This is a genomic window from Vibrio sp. 1078-1 (genome assembly GCF_033340475.1).
Genome location: NZ_JAWOWM010000072.1, coordinates 1 through 1147, shown reverse-complemented (window position 1 = coordinate 1147; position 1147 = coordinate 1). Strand labels below are relative to the sequence as shown.

Annotated in this window: 1 protein-coding gene and 1 pseudogene; both read left to right on the top strand. The window is 44.9% G+C overall.

The genetic code is table 11. From position 1 onward, the window contains the following. Nucleotides 1–2 precede the first annotated feature (2 nt). Entirely contained in the window at nucleotides 3–779 is a 777-nt protein-coding gene (xni, locus tag R7190_RS25680) for a flap endonuclease Xni (RefSeq protein ID WP_318137654.1), read from the top strand. Between the two features lie 193 nt (nucleotides 780–972). Next, nucleotides 973–1147, top strand: a pseudogene (locus tag R7190_RS25675) (DNA/RNA non-specific endonuclease); the annotation flags it as partial.

Sequence of the window (1147 nt, the reverse complement as noted above, 5' to 3'; positions counted from 1 at the left end):
CTATTCATCTTGTTATTATTGATCCCCTCAACTTGATTCGCCGTGTGCACTCTGCACAACCGGATCCAACTGACATCGCAAGAACCATCACGACGACTCAGCGAACCCTTACGCGTATTCTTTCCGAAGCGAAACCAACACATATCATCGCGGTGTTTGATCACCATGAACAAGATAGAGGTTGGCGCGCTGAAATCCTTCCTGACTACAAGCAAAATCGCAAACCGATGCCAGAGCCGCTGATGCAAGGTTTGGATGCCATCCAACAAGCATGGTGGGAGCAAGGCATTGATTCACTGCTATCAGAAGGCGATGAGGCGGACGATTTAGTTGCAACACTGGCGACCAAAGTGGCAAGCCACGGCGAGAAAGTAACGATCGTTTCAACCGACAAAGGCTACTGCCAGTTACTTTCACCGACACTGCAAATTCGCGATTACTTTCAACACCGTTGGTTGGATGAACCGTTTATTGAGAAAGAGTTTGGCGTAAAGCCAAGCCAACTCGCTGATTATTGGGGGTTAACTGGCATTAGTTCAAGCCAAGTGCCAGGCGTTCCGGGCATTGGACCGAAAGCCGCCAAAGAGATCCTAACTCAATTTGAAGATATTGAAGCGGCCTACGCCAGCGATGAACTTGCACCGAAATATCGCAAGAAGCTGGATGAACACATTGAGTCTGCACGTCTATGTAAACGAGTAGCGGCGTTGAAATGCGATATCGAGCTCGGCTTTAACCTGCAAGACATTCGCTTTACCGGACCAAATAAAGCCGAGTAAGTACATCTCTTTTACGCTGTGAGTTTTGGGTTAGACAACACGTTTATAAAATCTGTTGTGTAACCCTTTACATTCACGGCAATGATATTTACCTCATCATTAACCTACAAGATACTGATTAGTTTATAAGCTAATTCACAGTCTTAGTGAGTAATTTCATTATTTTTAAATCTCTTAATAACGGAGAAAAATAATGAAAAACATCATCTTAGTATCTTTAGTCACACTCTTATCCTTCCCTACTCTTGCTGAAACTTGTGTTCAACACCTTGATAAAGGCATACCTTCAAGCAACAGCGATCAGTTCCTGTGCAGAGATGGCTATGCGGTTGGGTACAACTACAACACCAAGAACGCAGACGGGGGTG